20 protein-coding genes and 1 tRNA gene are annotated in these 17034 nt (G+C 63.4%); 10 read left to right on the forward strand and 11 right to left on the reverse strand.

The genetic code is table 11. From position 1 onward, the window contains the following. Positions 1–27: 27 nt before the first annotated feature. The 7 genes from ACO07D_RS18685 to ACO07D_RS18715 all read right to left on the reverse strand — a co-directional run bounded on the left by ACO07D_RS18685 (position 28) and on the right by ACO07D_RS18715 (position 4791). Positions 28–1053 carry a fatty acid desaturase family protein gene (locus ACO07D_RS18685; RefSeq protein WP_421704436.1) on the reverse strand — a complete coding sequence of 342 codons (1026 nt, stop codon included), beginning with the start codon at positions 1051–1053 and terminating at the stop codon, positions 28–30. A gap of 94 nt (positions 1054–1147) precedes the next feature. Next, positions 1148–1224, reverse strand: a tRNA-Arg gene (locus ACO07D_RS18690). A 79-nt stretch (positions 1225–1303) separates the two neighbouring features. Continuing rightward, positions 1304–1606, reverse strand: coding sequence for a hypothetical protein (locus tag ACO07D_RS18695; protein ID WP_421704437.1), 303 nt, complete (start codon positions 1604–1606; stop codon positions 1304–1306). Positions 1607–1685: 79 nt separating this feature from the next. Then, positions 1686–2174 (reverse strand): 30S ribosomal protein S9, encoded by a 489-nt coding sequence (gene rpsI, locus ACO07D_RS18700; RefSeq protein ID WP_421704438.1) that lies wholly within the window; start codon positions 2172–2174, stop codon positions 1686–1688. A gap of 2 nt (positions 2175–2176) precedes the next feature. After that, positions 2177–2641, reverse strand: a complete 465-nt coding sequence (gene rplM / locus ACO07D_RS18705) for a 50S ribosomal protein L13 (protein WP_421704439.1) — start codon at positions 2639–2641, stop codon at positions 2177–2179. Between the two features lie 114 nt (positions 2642–2755). Continuing rightward, on the reverse strand, positions 2756–3412 hold the full coding sequence (locus tag ACO07D_RS18710; RefSeq protein WP_421704440.1) for a DUF2459 domain-containing protein: 657 nt from the start codon (positions 3410–3412) through the stop codon (positions 2756–2758). Continuing rightward, entirely contained in the window at positions 3409–4791 is a 1383-nt protein-coding gene (locus ACO07D_RS18715; protein ID WP_421704441.1) for a PLP-dependent aminotransferase family protein, read from the reverse strand. Before ACO07D_RS18715 ends, ACO07D_RS18710 begins: the two co-directional genes overlap by 4 nt. Before the next feature lie 90 nt (positions 4792–4881). On the opposite strand from ACO07D_RS18715, the gene ACO07D_RS18720 reads away from it, so the two are divergent. The 4 genes from ACO07D_RS18720 to ACO07D_RS18735 all read left to right on the forward strand — a co-directional run bounded on the left by ACO07D_RS18720 (position 4882) and on the right by ACO07D_RS18735 (position 7360). Then, a complete protein-coding gene (locus tag ACO07D_RS18720; protein WP_421704442.1) occupies positions 4882–5103 on the forward strand; it encodes a DUF1127 domain-containing protein in 222 nt (73 codons plus the stop codon). A 245-nt stretch (positions 5104–5348) separates the two neighbouring features. After that, positions 5349–5861 carry an adenosylmethionine decarboxylase gene (gene speD, locus ACO07D_RS18725; RefSeq protein WP_421704443.1) on the forward strand — a complete coding sequence of 171 codons (513 nt, stop codon included), beginning with the start codon at positions 5349–5351 and terminating at the stop codon, positions 5859–5861. Next, entirely contained in the window at positions 5858–6706 is an 849-nt protein-coding gene (speE, locus tag ACO07D_RS18730; RefSeq protein WP_421704444.1) for a polyamine aminopropyltransferase, read from the forward strand. The genes speD and speE overlap by 4 nt, the downstream gene beginning before the upstream one ends. 228 nt (positions 6707–6934) lie before the next feature. After that, positions 6935–7360: a hypothetical protein gene (locus ACO07D_RS18735; RefSeq protein WP_421704445.1), complete on the forward strand. Its 426-nt coding sequence runs from the start codon at positions 6935–6937 to the stop codon at positions 7358–7360. Positions 7361–7363: 3 nt separating this feature from the next. Here ACO07D_RS18735 and ACO07D_RS18740 read toward each other — a convergent pair whose 3' ends face one another. Then, positions 7364–7783 (reverse strand): PaaI family thioesterase, encoded by a 420-nt coding sequence (locus ACO07D_RS18740; protein ID WP_421704446.1) that lies wholly within the window; start codon positions 7781–7783, stop codon positions 7364–7366. Between the two features lie 57 nt (positions 7784–7840). Here ACO07D_RS18740 and ACO07D_RS18745 point away from each other — a divergent pair, with 57 nt between their 5' ends. The 4 genes from ACO07D_RS18745 to ACO07D_RS18760 all read left to right on the forward strand — a co-directional run bounded on the left by ACO07D_RS18745 (position 7841) and on the right by ACO07D_RS18760 (position 10754). Beyond that, positions 7841–8632 carry an enoyl-CoA hydratase gene (locus tag ACO07D_RS18745; protein WP_421704447.1) on the forward strand — a complete coding sequence of 264 codons (792 nt, stop codon included), beginning with the start codon at positions 7841–7843 and terminating at the stop codon, positions 8630–8632. 44 nt (positions 8633–8676) lie between these two features. Beyond that, on the forward strand, positions 8677–8949 hold the full coding sequence (locus ACO07D_RS18750) for a hypothetical protein (protein ID WP_421704448.1): 273 nt from the start codon (positions 8677–8679) through the stop codon (positions 8947–8949). A gap of 80 nt (positions 8950–9029) precedes the next feature. Continuing rightward, positions 9030–9431 (forward strand): hypothetical protein, encoded by a 402-nt coding sequence (locus tag ACO07D_RS18755; RefSeq protein ID WP_421704449.1) that lies wholly within the window; start codon positions 9030–9032, stop codon positions 9429–9431. Between the two features lie 108 nt (positions 9432–9539). Continuing rightward, positions 9540–10754, forward strand: a complete 1215-nt coding sequence (locus tag ACO07D_RS18760; RefSeq protein WP_421704450.1) for an NADP-dependent isocitrate dehydrogenase — start codon at positions 9540–9542, stop codon at positions 10752–10754. Between the two features lie 4 nt (positions 10755–10758). On the opposite strand, the gene ACO07D_RS18765 is transcribed toward ACO07D_RS18760, so the two are convergent. After that, positions 10759–11529: a class II glutamine amidotransferase gene (locus ACO07D_RS18765; RefSeq protein ID WP_421704451.1), complete on the reverse strand. Its 771-nt coding sequence runs from the start codon at positions 11527–11529 to the stop codon at positions 10759–10761. A gap of 156 nt (positions 11530–11685) precedes the next feature. Here ACO07D_RS18765 and ACO07D_RS18770 point away from each other — a divergent pair, with 156 nt between their 5' ends. Next, entirely contained in the window at positions 11686–12015 is a 330-nt protein-coding gene (locus ACO07D_RS18770) for a DMT family transporter (protein ID WP_421704452.1), read from the forward strand. Between the two features lie 63 nt (positions 12016–12078). Continuing rightward, a complete protein-coding gene (gene typA / locus ACO07D_RS18775; RefSeq protein ID WP_421704453.1) occupies positions 12079–13899 on the forward strand; it encodes a translational GTPase TypA in 1821 nt (606 codons plus the stop codon). Between the two features lie 84 nt (positions 13900–13983). On the opposite strand, the gene ACO07D_RS18780 is transcribed toward typA, so the two are convergent. Both ACO07D_RS18780 and alaS read right to left on the reverse strand, forming a co-directional pair. Next, positions 13984–14271, reverse strand: coding sequence for a DUF1330 domain-containing protein (locus ACO07D_RS18780; protein ID WP_421704454.1), 288 nt, complete (start codon positions 14269–14271; stop codon positions 13984–13986). An 84-nt stretch (positions 14272–14355) separates the two neighbouring features. Continuing rightward, complete coding sequence (alaS, locus tag ACO07D_RS18785; RefSeq protein ID WP_421704455.1) at positions 14356–17007, reverse strand: alanine--tRNA ligase; 2652 nt, start codon at positions 17005–17007, stop codon at positions 14356–14358. Between the last annotated feature and the right edge of the window lie 27 nt (positions 17008–17034).

The following is a 17034-nucleotide window of genomic DNA, read 5'->3' on the forward strand; positions in this document are numbered from 1 at the left end:
TGGGCGGAGCCCGCCCCTGCGACGATATCAAGCAGGGGTGGGCAAGTGTTTTGCCTCGGCGAAACTGACCAGGCGGCGCGCCTCGGGATCCCAAAGCGCCAGGTTCAGCCCGCGCAGGCTTTGCCCGATTGTGATCTTGTTCATCGGCTCCAACTCCGGATGATCGCGCACGACCTCTGGCAGGCGGTAACAGGGAATGCGCGCATAGAGGTGGTGCACATGGTGGATCGGGAAGTTCGCCGTGAACCAGCGCATCCAGCCGGGCAGGATCAGCTGCGATGAGCCATGCAGCGCCGCCTCATGCACCTGCCAGTCATCCCCGAAGTCGAACTGCGCCCCATCCCATTGGTGCTGGCAATAGAAGATCCAGACCCCGGCGGTCGCCCCCACCATGGTCGAGGGCAGGAAGATCCACAGCACCGGCTCCCATCCCCGCGCCCAGACCATCGCCCCCAGGATCGCCAGCAGCACCGCGTTGTTGATCATGCAACTGGCCCAATAGCGGCGATGGGACATCAACCCAACGGGGATCCGATAAAGCACGTAGAACAGCAGCGCGGGCGACACGGCGAGGATGAAGATCGGGTTGCGATAGATGCGATATCCCAGCCGCCCCCAGGGGCCAAGCGCCCGGAACCGCTCCACGGTCAGCACGATCAAGTCCCCCATGAAATCGCCATCCAGATTGCCCGCATTCTCATGATGGGTCGCATGCATCTTGCGCCAGGTCGTGTAGGGCGACAGGGTCAGCACGCCCAGCACCCGCCCAACCCAGTCATTCACCCGCCGATCCCTGAACAGGGCCGCGTGGCCACAGTCATGTTGCAACGCAAAGAGGCGCATCAGGAACAGGCCCAGCAGGGAGGCCAGAGCCAGGGTTGCAATGCGCGGTCCGTCCAGCGACACCCAGGCCAAGGCCCAAAGCGCCAGGAACGGCCCCAAAGTCACTGCGATTTCAAACCAGGACCGCGCCTCATCCGGCTCGCGATATTGCGCCAGAACGCGAACCCAGTCGCGCGCCCGCTTCTTTGTACCCTGCCGCTGGCTCCCCATGGCCGCCTCCTGATTGCAACGCAACCAATAGGCCAACAGAATTCACGCCGCGCAACCATGAGGCGCAGAAAGCAGTCCGGGATGTTCGAAAAGGTGGCGCACCCGATAGGATTCGAACCTATGGCCTCTGCCTTCGGAGGGCAGCGCTCTATCCAGCTGAGCTACGGGTGCCACTGACACTTGGTCGTGGGCGGGATATAGGGCAAAGCCCCCTGCCCCGCAATATGAAATCCGGCCGAGATGGCCGAATTCAGAGGACGAGGATCGGCAAGGCCAGGCCCAGAAGGCAGCCGCCGAGGGCGGTGAGGCTTTGCGCCGATGTCATGCCCAGGACACGCCCCAACAGCGCCGCCGCGGTGCTGCCTGCGAAAAGCGCGATCAGGAAGGAACTGGTGACGAAGTTCAAAAGCCCCAGCGTCACCGCCAGAAAGGCCGCACCGCTCAGCGCGCCATGCATGGGGCGTGCGCCCATCAGGTAAGGGCCAAGGGCGGACAGGATCATCGCGACCGCAAGCGAGATCGGAACGATGTTCTGGACGATGAAGTCGGACATGGCAGGCACCTTCGGGGAGCTTGGTTATGCAAAAAGGGCCACCCGAGGGCAGCCCTTTTCGAAATTCTGCAAAAGCGATTTAGCGCTTCGAGAACTGGAACGAACGGCGGGCTTTGCGCTTACCGTATTTCTTACGTTCCACCACGCGGCTGTCGCGGGTCAGGAAGCCGGCGGCTTTCAGCGGCGCGCGCAGCGACGGTTCATAGAGTTGCAGGGCTTTCGAGATGCCGTGCTTGACCGCACCGGCCTGGCCGGTCAGGCCACCGCCCTTGACGGTCGCGACGACGTCGAATTCGCCTTCGACACCGGCAACCTGGAACGGCTGGCGCAGGATCAGCTGCAGCACCGGACGGGCAAAGTACTTGTCCTGGTCCTTGCCGTTTACGATGACCTTGCCGGAGCCCGGCTTGATCCAGACGCGGGCAACGGCGTCCTTCCGCTTGCCGGTGGCATAGGCGCGGCCCAGCTCGTCACGGACGGGTTCACGGGGCGCGGCCACTTCGACCACGGCTTCGGTGCCTTCAGCAACCGCGTTCAGCTCTTCGAGCGATTTGATCTCTTCGGTCATGCTCAGCCCTCACGCGCGTTTTTGGGGTTCATGGCTTTGACGTCCAGCACTTCAGGCTGCTGGGCTTCATGCGGATGCTCGGAACCGGCGTAGACGCGCAGGTTGCGCAGCTGTTCGCGGCTCAGCGGGCCGCCGGGCAGCATGCGCTGAACGGCTTTGGTGACCAGGCGGGTCGGGTGCTCGCCTTCCAGGATCTGGCCAGCGGTGCGCGACTTGATGCCGCCCGGGTAACCGGTGTGCCAGTAGTGCACCTTGTCGGTGCGCTTCTTGCCGGTCAGCTGGACCTTGTCCGCGTTGATGATGATGACGTTGTCACCCATGTCCATGTGGGGGGTGAAGGTCGCTTTGTGCTTGCCGCGCAGGCGCGTGGCAACGATGGTCGCAAGACGGCCCAGAACAACGCCTTCGGCGTCGATCAGGATCCATTTCTTGTCGATATCTGCAGGGGTTGCAGAGAAGGTTTTCATGGTGTCAGCCCTTGATGGGTTTTCGGATGGGGTGTTTCTAGTGATTTGCGCGGGCCAGTCAACACAAGTTTGACGCATTAAATGCAGCAAAATCAAAGAATTACAAATAAGGTATTATATTACCCCATTCCCATGACGCCGATTCAGCTCCCAAACCAGCGGTCCGGAGTGGGTGGACAGCGCGCGGCTCACGCCAATTCCGGCCGCCCGCAAGACGCCTGCCACCCAGTCATTGCAGGTGCGAAACAGGTGATAACGCCCCAGCCCCGGGTAGAAAAGGCTGGTGCCGTAGAGGCCCGGCCCCAGGGCCGCGCCACCCGCCGATCCCGCCTCCATTGCCGCGACCAACCGGGCCGTGGCGCCGTCATCCAGTGAAAACCGCGCCGAGGTCGAGCCCTCGAACACCCATTCTGGATCGCCCCGCCCCGTCGCCACGTGCATCACGCTGTCGGTGGGCCAGAGCAGCGCCTTGGCGGCCAGCGGGACGGTTACATCGGCGAGTCCGCCCGCCTCGTAATAGAATCCGCGATCTCCCCAGCCGATCTCGAACCAGTCGGCGTCGGGAAAATCGGCCAGCCATCCCTGCCCCACGGGCCCGGCGTGCGCTTCGAGCGTGGCGCGTTCGACCACCACACCCGCATGCCATCCGTGATCGAAGACCCAGACCGGCGTACCGTCGGGCGTCTGCGGATCGGTGGAACTGGGCGACCAGGCGAGCCAGAACAGCATCACCGGGGCCAGCGCCCAGAAACGAACGAGGCGACGCCTCACACCGTCATCTCCTCGACCGGGTTGTCGAGGATCGAGCGCACCTTGCGCAGCGCATCCTCGTAACAGGCCATCGAGACCTGGCCATTCACCGCCAGCCGCACCGCATGGGGCGCGCGGGCGTCGCGCAGCACGTAATCCTCGCTGCTTTTCAGGATCACACCGCGATCCTGCGCCGCGCGGACAAAGGCCGAGCTGCGCCAGCCATAGGGCAGTTGCAGCCAGAGGAAGGGCACGTCCTCGCTCCAGGTGACCTCATGCCCGCCCAGGTGGTTCACCGCCACACGGACCCGTTCGGCGGACAGGGCCTGAATGCGCGCGCGAATGGCAGGCAGGCGCGGGTCCTGCAACACACGCCGCCCGAGGTCGACCAGCGGCAGGGCCATGCCGAAATGCCCGAAGGCCGCAACCCGCGACAGCCGCTTGCCCTGCCCCTCGGGCGTGGCGACATAGCCGATGCGCAGCGAGGGCGTAAGTACCTTCGAGAAACTGGACAGATACCAGCCCAGCTCCGGCAGGATGGCGCGATAGCCTTCCTCCTCCAGCTGCGCCAGGGTGTAACAGTCGTCGTCCACCACATGGATGCCCCAGCGTCGGGCGACCTCGGCGATCTCCAGCCGTCGCCGGGCCGAGGTGCGGCGCAGGGTCGGGTTGTTCACATCTGCCGAGGTCAGCAGCATCTGCGCGCCATGGGCCTTGGCGGCGGCCTCGACCTGGTCGGGCAAGGGCCCCTCGTCATCCGTGTCGATACTGATGACCCGGGCGCGGTTCAGCTCGGCCGCGCGGCGAAACCCCGGATAGGCCAGACGTTCGACCATGACCACCGGGTTCGGCCCCTTCAACACCGCCTGCATGACCATGACCAGCGCGCTCTGCCCGCCATGGGTCAGCACCATTTGTTCGGGCGAGATCGGCCCCAGCGCCTCCTGGCTGAGCCGACCGGCCAGCACCTCGCGCAGCGGCAGATCACCCTGGCGCGACGGGTAGAAGGTCAGCTCCTGCAAGGACAGGTCATCGGCCTGCTGGCGCATATGCTCGCGGATCAGCGCCACCTGCCCACCGTCGCTGATGGTCGGGCTGCGCAAGCGCACGATTTCGGGCCAATCCTCGGCCACAGGTGCGGCGCGAGTGGCCACGAATGTGCCCCGCCCGACCTCGGCGCTCAACACGCCCTCGTCGGTCAGGATGGAATAGGCCCGCGCCACGGTGCCCGGGGTCACGCCGACCCTGAAGGCCAGATCGCGCACCGGCGGCAGTTTGGCGCCCTCGGTCAGATGCCCGTCGCGGATCGCCGAGCGGATCCCCTCGGCCAGGGCCTTGTACTTTGCCCGCCCCGCGCCCGCGAGTGTCCCTTCGAGCTTCGGCGCCCATATTGTATCCATTACAATCTTTTCCTAGCCACACAATCAGACTCTTTGTACCAATATTGTTATACAGAGTTCAAAATTGTGTCAATACAATCGGAGGTCACCATGGCACATGCAGCCCAGCACCAGATCGACAGCCTTGCGCAAGCGCCCTTTCTGCCCGTCGCGGCCCGCGCGGCCGTATGGTTCGCGGTGGCTGTGACCCGTTGGACGGTGACCCGACACACCCGCAAACACCTGGCAAAGCTGGACAATCATCTGCTGTGCGACATCGGGCTCAGCCCCGAAGAGGCATGGCGCGAAACCACTCTTCCGTTCTGGCGCTAAGCGGTCGGCGGGGCCTGTCCCCGCTTCCGCGCACGTTCCCCGTACCGTCAGAACCACTCAAGGCCCGGGTTCGCCCGGGCCCTTTTTTTGCGCTTTTTTGCCCCTGCGGCAAATCAAGGCTTGATCGAATCCGCAACCAAGCCTAGATGCCCCTCACTTTCGGGACCGATCCCAACCCCACGAGCCATCTGGGGGGGCGCTAAGGGACCGACTGGAACGAACTGCTGGTAACGAAGGGGAGCGCCATGAAGGACGCGGACCTCTTCCAACTGGGGATCGGTCTGGAGACAGGCGCCCACGAGGAAGGCTCACATGGCCCGATTGCGGCCAATTCCAATCTTGCATGCGAATTGCTGGACGAAGACCGTCACGACCATTTCATTCGTCGCGACGGCAAGGTCTTTGCGGGCACGCATCTGATCATCGAGGTGATGGACGGCCATGGTCTGGACGACGAAGACCGCATCCAACAGGCCTTCCGCGACTGCGTGGAAGACTGCGGCGCGACGCTTCTGCACATCCACACGCACAAGTTCAGCCCCCAGGGCGTGAGCGGCGTGGCAGTCCTGTCGGAAAGCCATATCTCGGTGCACACCTGGCCGGAAATTGGCTACGGCGCCTTTGACGTCTTCATGTGCGGCGACGCCCAGCCCTGGAACGCGGTCGATGTGTTGAAAGCCGCCTTCCAGACCGAAAACGTGCGCGTCAAGGAACTGCTGCGCGGTGACGGCATCGTCGCCGACGAGGTGGCGGCATGAGCGAGGAGTGGATCACCGAGCGTCTGCACGACCACTACGCCCAGTCGCTGCGCGTGGACGAGCTGCTCTATGACAGCAAGACCGAGCGTCAGCGCCTGAAAGTGTTCCAGAACGGCACATTTGGCCGCATCCTGACGCTGGACGATGTGATGCAAACCACCGAGGGCGACAATTTCATCTACCACGAGATGCTGACCCATGTGCCGATCCTGGCCCATGGCGCCGCGAAACGCGTGCTGATCGTGGGTGGCGGCGACGGCGGCATGGCCCGCGCGGCGCTGGATCACGCCTCTGTGGAACATGTCACCATGGTCGAGATCGACGGCGGTGTGGTCGAGTTTTCGAAGGAATACCTGCCGATGCTGTCGCGCGGCGCCTTCGACGACCCGCGCCTGGAGTTGATCATTGCCGACGGGGCCGAGTTCATGAAGACCACCGAGGGTGGTTATGACGTGATCATCATCGACTCGACCGATCCGATCGGTCCGGGCGAGGTGCTGTTCACCGACCATTTCTATGGCCATGCCAAACGCGCCTTGGCGCCGAACGGCATCCTGGTCACCCAGAACGGCGTGCCCTTCATGCAGGGCGACGAGCTGACCGGCACCATGCGCGCCTTCAAGACGCTCTTTGCCGACGCGACCTGCTACCTCGCCACGGTGCCGACCTATGCTGGCGGGCCGATGGCCTTTGGCTGGGGCACCGATGGCGACGCGCGCGATGTGCCGCTGGACGTGCTGCGCGGGCGCTTTGACGCGGCCGAGCTGGACACGGGCTACTACACCCCCGAGGTGCACCAGGGCGCCTTTGCCTTGCCGCCCTACGTGTCGAATCTGATCCCGTAAGAGACTTGGCTCTGTCGCCTCCCTGGGGGCGACAGAGCCCCCTCAGCCGCTCCACACAGCACCCACGTGGAGCAGATATTCAGCGCGTGGAACATTTGATCGCAGGTCGAGGGTTGCGAATTGACAACCTGGCGGGAGCTGCCGATAACCCTCTGAAAAATTTCAAAAGAGGAATTGAAATGCACTGCTTTTCCCGCGCTGTCCGCTCTTGTCGTCCTGACTGGCTGCATGCAGGGCGCCGAAGTCACCGCACCGCCCGTATCGATGGCCGTGAAACCGGGCGTTCCGGCTGAACGCATCACCGGCTACCGCGAACCGATCCTGCGCAGCTTCATCGAACAAGATGGCCAGGAGGCGGAAGTTGTCGGCGCCCGCTGCACCCTGGACAGCGCGGAATTGAGCGGAGAGTTCGTCACCCCCGCCTATGTGCGCCTGCCGACCATGAAGGGAAAACCGACGCCCCTGCATATCTCCTGCACCACCGGGGAACAGACGGGCACCCGCAAGGTCGACCCGGCGCTGCAAGGCGTGGCCTTTGGTGGCGCCTCACCCGCTGGGCTGGTTGCCGCCGTGGTCAGCACCGCCATTGTCGCATCGGCTGACAACTGGGGCTATGGGGCGGATGGGGTCGTGATCCGGATCGAACTGGAATAACCGCTACCCCGGCGGGATCGAATAAGTCAGGGTGGCCCGGGCAACCGGCGCCTCCTGCCCTTCCGAACGGATCAACACATCCCCCACGGCCAACACCTTGCCCAGCTTGTGTAGGGTGCAATCGGCGATCAGATCCGCATGGGCCACCGGCTTGCGCATGAAGTCGATGGAACAGTTGGTCGTCACCGCCAGCGCCTTGGGGCCGACCATGCCCAGGATCGCCAGATAGACGCAGACATCTGCCAGGGCAAACATGGTCGGGCCGGACACCGTCCCGCCTGGGCGCAAGTGTTTCTGCTGCACCAGCTTGCGCACGGTAATTCCCATCGGGCGCACCTGTTCGACCACGAAATCCTTCGCCACCTGCTCGAACTGGGCATCAAGGAACGCGCCCAGCTCCTCTTTCGACATTTTCACGTCCATGCTTTTCCCTCTCTGTCTTGACCCCTATCGTGAGCGGGAAATCTGCGGGAGGACAAGATGACGGAACCGATTCTGAAGCGCGAGGACGCAGCGTCAGTTGCCCGACTGACCCTGAACAACGCGAAAGCGCTGAATGCGCTGTCGGATGAGATGCTGGCGGCCCTTCAGGCCGAGATCGACGCACTGGCCCAGGACAGCACGATCCGCGCAGTGGTGATCGCGGGCGCGGGCAAGGCCTTTTGCGCGGGGCACGATTTGAAACAGATGACCGCAGGCCGCGCGGCCGAGGACGGGGGACGCGCCTATTTCAAGGACCTCTTCGACCGCTGCGCTGCCATGATGCAGTCGCTGCAACGCCTGCCCCAACCTGTGATTGCCGAGGTACACGGCATCGCCACCGCCGCCGGCTGCCAACTGGTCGCCACCTGCGACATGGCGGTGGCGGCCGAGGGTACGCGGTTCGGCGTGAACGGGGTCAATATCGGCCTGTTCTGCTCCACCCCCATGGTCGCCCTGACCCGCAACATCCCGCGCAAACAGGCGTTTGAGATGCTGACGACGGGCGAGTTCATCTCAGCCGAGCGCGCCGCCGAACTGGGGCTGGTCAACCGCGTGGTGGCGCCCGACGTGTTGACCGACGAAGCAATGGCGCTGGCCGCCAAGGTGGCCGCGAAACTCGGCGCCGCGGTCAAGGTCGGCAAATCCGCTTTCTACGACCAGTTGACCATGTCAACTTCCGATGCCTATGCTTTCACCGGTAACGTTATGGTTGAGAACATGTTGTTCAAGGATACCGAGGAAGGCATTCAGGCGTTCATTGAGAAACGACCCCCGAACTGGGGCCAATAATTACCGTCTTCCTCCCACATTGAAACTGACTGGGAGATCACACCATGAAAAGGTTCGCTGCGGCTTTGGCCGCATGTGTCATATCTACGTCCGCCACCACGTCCAGCGCTCATGCGCAGGGGCCGGGACTGGCATCGGAGCCGGGGCTGGACGGGCTAAGTTTCGGCATTGAATACGCCAGCTATGACGACGGGCTCGGCTTTCGCGTCGACACCGCCGAAGCCTGGGTCAGCGCAAGTTTCCTGGAGTCTGACCGGGGTGGTATCCAGGTCGGCTTGGGCCACATGTCCGAGGTCGGCAGTTCGGATCGTTCCTGAGTTTTCGGCACATCAACTCGCTCAACCTGCATCTGTTCCGGGACCTGAATGACCGGACACGCCTGGGTGGCGTGGTGGCCATGGACAGCTTCAATGGAACCGATTGGTTCCTCGGCGTCGAAGCAACGCACGTGAACGGCCCCCTGCGCCTTGAGGGGAGGGTCGGTCGGTTTGTTTCCAACGTTGAACCGGCGACCCTGGCCGAGCTGCACGGCAGCTATGCCCTGACCGACCGCACCCGTCTGCGTGCTTTCGCCCGCGACGTGATCTATGACGGCGACTTCGGTCATTTCGGCCTTCTGTCGGTCGGGGTCAGCCATGACGTCTCTGACAGTGTGCGCCTCTATGCAGACGCAGGCTTTCACGAGAACGACTTCGGTGCCGGCGACGTCTATCACGGCAATGTCTTTGCCTTCGGCATCGTTCTGACCCCGGGCGGCACGCGCAACGAACGCATGTTTACCTACACGCCCTTCTACTGACGGCGGCTTGCGGCGGAATAATTATGTATACCGTCGCATACAACACTTCCCCTCCGGCTCCGTTTGCGCTAAAGAGAGCGCAAATGTGACCAGCCGGAGGGCTTTCCCGTGACGAAGATCAAAGTCGACAATCCCATCGTCGAAATGGACGGCGATGAAATGACCCGCATCATGTGGGACTTCATCAAGAAGAAGCTGATCCAGCCCTACCTGGACCTCGACCTGCTCTATTACGACCTGGGCATCGAGGAACGCGACCGGACCGAGGATCAGATCACCATCGACGCCGCCGAAAAGACCAAGGAAATCGGCGTCGCGGTGAAATGCGCCACAATCACCCCGGACGAGGCCCGGGTGGAAGAGTTCGGCCTGAAACAGATGTGGCGCAGCCCCAATGGCACGATCCGCAACATCCTGGGCGGCGTGGTGTTCCGCGCGCCGATCATCTGCAAGAACGTGCCGCGCCTTGTGCCCGGCTGGACCTCGCCCATCGTGATCGGCCGCCACGCCTTCGGCGACCAGTACAAGGCGACAGATTTCAAGTTCCCGGGCGCCGGCAAGCTGACGATGAAATTCGTCGGCGAAGACGGCACGGTGATCGAGAAAGAGGTCTTCGACGCCCCCGACGCCGGTGTCTTCATGTCGATGTACAACCTCGACAGATCCATCGTCGATTTCGCCCGCGCCTCGATGAACTACGCGCTGAACATCGGCTGGCCGCTGTACCTGTCGACCAAGAATACCATTCTGAAGCAATATGATGGCCGCTTCCTGGAGCTGTTCCAGCATATCTATGACACCGAGTTCAAGGAGCAGTTCGAAGCCAAGGGGCTGTGGTATGAACACCGGCTGATCGACGACATGGTCGCCTGTGCGATGAAGTGGAACGGCAAGTTCGTCTGGGCCTGCAAGAATTACGATGGCGACGTGCAGTCCGACACCGTGGCGCAGGGGTTCGGATCATTGGGCCTGATGACCTCGCAGCTGATGACGCCGGACGGAAAGATCGTCGAGGCCGAAGCGGCCCACGGCACCGTGACCCGCCACTATCGCCAGCACCAGAAGGGCGAGGCCACCTCGACCAACTCGATCGCTTCGATCTACGCCTGGACCGGCGCGCTGAAACACCGCGCCAAGCTGGATGAGAACGTCGCCCTGCGCGCCTTTGCCGAGACGCTGGAGCGTGTGATCGTCGAGACCGTGGAATCGGGCCACATGACCAAGGACCTGGCCCTGCTGGTCGGCCCCGACCAGGGCTGGCTGACCACCATGGGTTTCCTCGACAAGATCGACGAGAACCTGAACAAGGCCCTGGTGGGCTGAGACCTCAGGGGGCGAAGGGGAGGATATCGACCTCTTCGCCCTGGAACCGCGCCACCTGCCCAGGCAGCAGCTCGGTCCAATCCCCCTCGTCGCTTTCCAGAGGTTCGGATACCACCGCCCAACCGACGCGCGTCTGCGACCAGCGATAATAGACCGTCGGTGCGATCTCATCCGAAGAATAACGCGCCGCCCAAAGCGTTTCGCCATCCGAGAAGGCCGCCGACAAGCGCATGTGCGGCGTTCCGCCATGGGCGCGCGACAGACCCTCGAGCTGACGCACGGAAGCTGCAAGCCCCGCGACCGGGTCCTGCCCCCCTGCCCCCAACATCAGCAGGAACAGCACCTCGCTGTCCGTTGCCCCCTTGCGATGCGCGTAGAGCTCATCCGGGATCAGCATATCCGCCTTCTTGCGAAAGCACTCGAACCCGCCGACCTGACCGTTGTGCATGAAGCTCCACTTGTCGACGGCAAAGGGATGGCAGTTGTTGCGGCTGGTCGCCGTGCCGGTCGAGGCGCGTACATGGGCCAGAAACAGCCCTGATTGCACTTGCTCAGCCAGAGACCGAAGGTTCGGATCGGACCAGGCCGGATAGACATCGCGAAACAACCCCGGCTCGGGCCGGTGACCATACCAGGCCACACCGAACCCGTCCGCGTTGATGGCGGTCTTGGCCTCCTCGGCGTCCTGGCTTTGCACGACAAGCGAATGTCCCGGGTTCGAGACGACATCCTCGATGAAGATCGGTTGCCCCAGATAGGCGGCCCAACGGCACATATGAATACCCCAGTGATTTTGTCAGCCTTTAATCACGGTTTTTAAATTTACTCAACCCCAGCGCCGAAACCGGGGTCGCGATTGAACTGCAATGGCGTCGCGCGCAGACTGGACAGGCCGAGCGTCAACGCCCAAAAGAGGGCAAAGGAGCGCGCGATGCAGTACCTCATCCTCTTTGTCGCGGTGGTGTTCGAAACCATCGGCACCTCGGCCCTGCAGGCCAGCCAGCAGTTCAGCCGCCTTGGCCCGTCAGTGACCGTGGTCGTGGCCTATGTGATCAGCTTCATCCTGCTGGGTTGGGCGCTGAAATTCATGCCGGTGGGCATCGCCTATGCGATCTGGTCGGGCCTGGGCATCGTGCTGATCGCCGGGATCGGTTATGCAGTCTTCGGCCAGCGGCTGGACCTGCCCGCCTTGCTGGGTCTTGCGCTGATATTGGCCGGGATCGTGGTAATTAACCTGTTTTCTTCTACGGCGTCGCACTAGGGGCTAGCAATTCGCCCCCATCCACGTTATCCGCGCGCCAACTCTTCTGAAAAGGCGCGTATCATGGACCTTCGCAATATCGCGATCATTGCTCACGTTGACCACGGCAAGACCACGCTGGTGGACGAGCTTCTGAAACAATCCGGTGCGTTCCGCGAAAACCAGGAAGTGGCCGAACGGGCCATGGACTCGAACGACCTGGAGCGCGAGCGCGGCATTACCATCTTCGCCAAGCCGACCAGCGTTGAATGGAAAGGCACGCGGATCAACATCGTCGACACCCCCGGCCACGCCGATTTCGGTGGCGAGGTCGAACGTATCCTGTCGATGGTCGATGGCGTTGTCCTGCTGGTGGACGCCGCCGAGGGCCCGATGCCGCAAACCAAATTCGTGACCTCGAAGGCGCTGGCCCTGGGGCTGCGCCCGATCGTCGTGCTGAACAAGGTCGACAAGCCCGATGCCGAACCCGACCGCGCGCTGGACGAATGTTTCGACCTCTTCGCTTCGCTCGACGCCACCGAGGACCAGCTGGACTTCCCGCACATGTACGCTTCTGGCCGCAACGGCTGGGCGGATGCCGAGCTGGACGGACCCCGCAAGGACCTGCACGCGCTGTTCAACCTGATCGTCAACCACGTGCCCGCGCCGAAACAGCTGGCCCATCAGGGCGAAGACTTCCGCATGTTGGCCACGACCCTGGGCGCCGACCCGTTCGTTGGCCGCATCCTGACCGGCCGCGTGGAGTCGGGCACGCTGAAGGTGGGCGCCACCGTGCAGGCCCTGTCGCGCATCGGCCAGAAGATCGAACAGTTCCGCGTGACCAAGATCCAGGCCTTCCGCGGCCTCGCCCAACAGGACATCGACGAAGCCGTCGCGGGCGATATCGTCTCCATCGCCGGCATGTCCAAGGCCACCGTGGCCGACACGATCTGCGCCCTGGCAGTCGAGGAACCGCTGGACGCCCAGCCGATCGACCCGCCCACCATCACCGTGACTTTCGGCATCAACGACAGCCCGCTTGCGGGCCGGGACGGCAAGAAGGTGCAGTCGCGTGTGATCCGTGACCGCCTGATGAAAGAGGCGGAATCGAACGTCGCCATCAAGATCGAGGACACTCCGGGCGGCGAGGCTTTCGAGGTCTCGGGCCGTGGCGAACTGCAGATGGGCGTGCTGATCGAGAACATGCGCCGCGAAGGGTTCGAACTGTCGATCTCCCGCCCGCAGGTGATCATGCGCGAAGACGACGGCCAGGTGATGGAACCGGTCGAGGAAGCCACCATCGACGTGGATGACGAATACTCCGGTGCGGTGATCGAGAAACTGACCGGCGCACGCAAGGGCGAGCTGGTCGAGATGCGCCCGGCCGGCGCGGGCAAGACACGCATCATCGCCCACGTGCCCTCGCGCGGGCTGATCGGCTACCACGGCGAGTTCCTGACCGACACCCGCGGCACCGGCGTGTTGAACCGTGTGTTCCACGGCTGGACGGCCCACAAGGGCGCCATCCCGGGCCGCCGCGCGGGCGTTCTGATCTCGATGGAGAACGGCACCTCCGTGGCCTATGCCCTGTGGAACCTGGAAGATCGCGGCAAGATGTTCATCGGCGCGCAGGTGGACGTCTACACCGGCATGATCATCGGCGAGCATTCTCGCGACAACGACCTGGAAGTGAACCCGCTGAAGGGTAAGAAACTGACCAACGTGCGTGCCTCGGGTTCCGATGAAGCCGTGCGCCTGACCACGCCCGTCACCCTGTCGCTGGAAGAGGCGATCGCCTATATCAACGACGACGAACTGGTCGAGGTGACGCCGAACTCGATCCGCCTGCGCAAGCGCTACCTGGACCCGCATGAGCGCAAGCGTCATGCGAAGGCGAACCAGTAAGCGCCTGAGATAGAACGACGAAAGGGCCCCAGTTGGGGCCCTTTTTGTTAGACTATTTGTGCAAGCAGCGGGGCGAGAACGCGCCTACTCGCTGGTCTCGACGATCAGCAGCTCCCGCTCGGACGCATCGCGCGCGTGGTTCAGCGCTTCCTGGTATTCGGGGCTGTGGTAACAGGCCTCGGCGGCCTCGACGCTATCGAACTTGGCAACCACATTGCGCGGGCGCTCCTTGCCCTCGAGCTGCACGTAACGCCCGGCGCGGGCAATGAAGTGCCCGCCGTGTTTGGCAATGGCCGGTCCGGCCAGCTTGGCATATTTGCCATAGGCCTCTTCATCGGTGACGGTGACATGGGCAATCCAGAGCGCAGGCATGGTCTCTCCTATGGAAAAAGGGCGCGAACCCATGCAGGTTACGCGCCCTTTCCGTGTCTCAGCAAGCGGTATTTGACCGGATGGTCAGCCCGCGATCACCGCCTCGGCAGCAGCAATGGCCGCGTCCGAGTTGGAGGCATCCTTACCCCCGCCCTGCGCCATGTCGGGACGGCCACCGCCGCCCTTGCCGCCCAGCTCGGCCACGGCCGCGCGCACAAGGTCCACGGCAGACAGATCACCTTTCAGGTCCTCGGTCACACCGGCGGCCACGGCGGCCTTGCCGTCGACATCAGCGATCAGAAGCACCGCACCCGATCCCATCTGCGCTTTCATCTCGTCCACCAGCGGCGGCAGGTCACGGCCTGAGACGCCGGTCAGAACCTGCGCCTTGAAGCTGACCCCGTTGATCTCCTTCGCAGGCTCTTCAGCCTTGGCGCCACCAGACATGGCCAGCTCCCGACGCAGCTGCGCCACCTCGGCGGTCAACGCCTTGCGTTCGTCCAACAGACCCTTGATGCGGTCCACCAGCTCGCTGGGCTGCGCTTTCAACACGCCCGCGATCTCGGCCACGCGTTTGGCTTCATCCTCCAGGTAGGCAAAGGCCGCCTTGCCGGTCAGCGCCTCGATCCGGCGCACGCCAGCGGAGGACGCGCTATCACCCAGGATCACGCAGAGCCCGATGTCGCCGGTCTGTTTCACATGGGTGCCGCCGCAAAGCTCGATCGAATAGGTCTGCCCGTCCGAACCCTTGCCGGTCGGCGCATGCCCCATCGACACGACCCGCACCTCGTCGCCGTATTTCTCGCCGAACAGCGCCTGGGCGCCCATGGCGCGGGCGTCATCCGGGGTCATGATGCGCGTTTCGACGGGCGTGTTCTGGCGAATGTAAGCATTCACCTCCAGCGCCACGTTGGACAGTTCCTGCGCGCTCAGCCCCTTGTTGTGGCTGAAGTCGAAGCGCAGACGATCCGGCGCGTTCAAGCTGCCGCGCTGCGCGACATGTTCGCCCAGCTCGTTGCGCAGCGCCTCATGCAGCAGGTGGGTGGCCGAGTGGTTGGCGCGGATGGCGGTGCGGCGCAGGTGATCGACACTCAGCTCCGCCCCCTGCCCCGTGGTGATCTCACCCTCCTCCACCGTGGCGATGTGGATGAACACGCCGGCCACCTTCTTGGTGTCGGTGATCTTGGCCGACCCGGTCTCGGTGCGCACCAGACCACTGTCGCCAACCTGGCCACCACTTTCGGCGTAGAAGGGCGTCTGGTTGACGACGATCTGCACCTCATCCCCCGCCTTGGCGGCCTCGACGGCCTCGCCCCCGGCAACCAGGGCCACGATCTGCCCCTCGGCATGTTCGGTGTCATAGCCCAGGAACTCGGTCACGCCCTTGTCCTCGGCCAGGTCGAACCAGACGGTCGCATCCGCCTGCTCACCCGAGCCGGACCAGGCGGCGCGCGCCTTGGCTTTCTGTTCTTCCATCGCCGCGTCGAACCCGTCCGTGTCCACGCCGCGGCCCTTTTCACGCAGCGCGTCCTGGGTCAGGTCGAGCGGGAAGCCGTAGGTGTCATAGAGCTTGAACGCGGTCTGACCCGGCAGATCGGCGCCTTCGGGCAGGTCCACCAGCTCGTCATCCAGCAGTTTCAGACCCCGATCCAAGGTCGCCTTGAACCGGGTCTCCTCGGTCAGCAGCGTCTCCTCGATCATCACTTGAGCACGGCCAAGTTCAGGATAGGCCTGACCCATCTGCCCGACCAGCGCGGGCACCAGGCGGTGCATGACCGGATCCTTCGCGCCCAGCAGGTGGGCGTGGCGCATGGCGCGGCGCATGATGCGACGCAGCACATAACCGCGGCCCTCGTTCGAAGGCATGACCCCGTCGGCCATCAAGAACGACGTGGACCGCAGGTGGTCCGCGATCACCCGATGGTGCACGTTCTTGTCGCCAAACGGATCGGTCGAGGTCGCATGCGCGCTCGCCTCGATCAGCGCCTTGAACAGATCAGTGTCATAGTTGTCATGGCTGCCCTGCAAGAGTGCGCCGATGCGTTCCAGCCCCATGCCGGTGTCGATCGACTGCATCTCGAGATCGATCATCGAGCCGTCTTCGAACTGCTCGTTCTGCATGAAGACGATGTTCCAGATCTCGATGAACCGGTCGCCATCTTCCTCCGGGCTGCCCGGAGGGCCGCCCCAGATGTGCTCACCATGGTCATAGAAGATCTCGGTGCAGGGGCCGCAGGGACCGGTCGGGCCCATTTGCCAGAAGTTGTCCGAGGTATCGATGCGAATAATGCGGCTTTCCGGCACGCCGACCTTCTTCCAGATCTCGAACGCCTCGTCATCGGTGTGATAAACCGTGGTGTAGAGCTTGTCCTTCGGGATGTCGAAATCCTTGGTGATCAGCTCCCATGCAAAGGGGATCGCATCGGTCTTGAAATAGTCGCCGAAGCTGAAATTCCCCAGCATTTCAAAGAAGGTATGATGGCGCGCGGTGTACCCGACATTATCCAGGTCATTGTGCTTGCCGCCGGCGCGCACGCATTTCTGCGAGGTGGTCGCGCGCTTGTAGTCGCGGGTCTCGACCCCGGTGAACAGGTTCTTGAACTGCACCATGCCCGAGTTGACGAACATCAGCGTCGGGTCATTGCGCGGCACCAGGGGGGAGCTGTCCACCACCTCGTGCCCGTTCTTGGCGAAATAGTTCAGAAAGGTCGAGCGAATGTCGTTCAGGCTGGCCATGGTCGTCTGTCTCTGATGGGCGTTCGG

Origin of the sequence: Aliiroseovarius sp. (genome assembly GCF_965228805.1) — a bacterium.
Lineage (GTDB): Bacteria > Pseudomonadota > Alphaproteobacteria > Rhodobacterales > Rhodobacteraceae > JASBTN01.